Here is a 1,125-nt window from a genome sequence, read left to right on the forward strand (position 1 = left end):
CCTAGGTGTAAGAGGGCATGACGTTGTTGACTCGGGCGGGGGTGCGTGAGGCCGGGGGCTGATCACCGCAGGCGGTGTGAGGTCGATGGTAGTTGAAGTGGTTCACCCACACTCCGATCGCCTCCCGGCGGGCCTGCTCACTGGCGTATGGGCGGGCATAGAGCACTTCATCGGCCAGTAGCCGGTTGTAGCGCTCGACCTTGCCGTTGTGCCGCGGCGTGTAAGGACGGATCCGCTGATGCCTGCTGGCCAGTGCTTCCACGGTCCGGGTGAAGTCTTTAGCCGTGTAGTTCGCCCCGTTGTCGGTGACCACCCGGTGGATGCGGGTGATCCCGTGGGCGGCGAAGAACGCCCGGGCCCGGGAGAAGAACCCGATCGTGGTGGCCGCCTTCTCATCATCGAGGGCCTCGGTGTAGGCCAGGCGGGAGAACCCGTCCACGGCCGAGTGGATGTAGGTGTACCCGACGCGCTGCTTGTGGGCGCGTTTGGAAGCCAGGGCTTGTTGGGAGCCTCGCCCGTGGGCCCACCATCCACCACCGTCAGGGATCCGCCCGAGCTTCTTCACATCCAAGTGCACCATGTGCCCGGCCCAGCCGGCACGGATGCGTTGGGGTGCCCGGCGCAGGTTCTCCCCATCCGGAGTGAGATCACGTAGCCGGGAGATCCCGAGTCGGTGCAACCACCGGCCCACGGTACGCAGATGCAGCTGGTACCCCAGCCCCTGCAGGTGATGGTGGATACGCCGGGCCGACCACTTTCGATCTCGCCGCAGGGACTCGATGCGTTCCACGACCTCCGCGGAGATCTGACTCGGCTGCCTCCGGGGCTGGCTGGTGTGATCACGCAGTCCTGCTTCGCCTTCAGCACGGTAACGGGCCACCCAAGTGGCCACGGTGGGCCGGGAGACCCGGAACTCCGCAGCCACGTGAGCCTGGGGCACACCGTCGTGGAGATGACGGTGCACCATGCGCAGACGGCCGGTTGGGGTCAGGGGTGCATTAGCGTGGGTCATGAGCGGGTTCTTTCGTGCGGATGGGTTGTTGAGGAACTTCCATCCTGCGGGGTAGAGCCCGCTCACCTCACATCAGCCCACCGCTCGTGCCAACAACCTCATGCCCCACAACA

At 65.8% G+C, this 1,125-nt stretch carries 1 protein-coding gene; it reads right to left on the reverse strand.

Going from position 1 to position 1,125, the window contains the following annotated elements; all coding sequences use genetic code 11:
- Nucleotide 1 precedes the first annotated feature (1 nt).
- Nucleotides 2-1,012, reverse strand: a complete 1,011-nt coding sequence (locus CWC38_RS11815) for an IS481 family transposase (RefSeq protein WP_121846893.1) — start codon at nucleotides 1,010-1,012, stop codon at nucleotides 2-4.
- Nucleotides 1,013-1,125: the final 113 nt, after the last annotated feature.

This window comes from Kocuria tytonicola (genome assembly GCF_003687455.1).
Lineage (GTDB): Bacteria > Actinomycetota > Actinomycetes > Actinomycetales > Micrococcaceae > Kocuria > Kocuria tytonicola.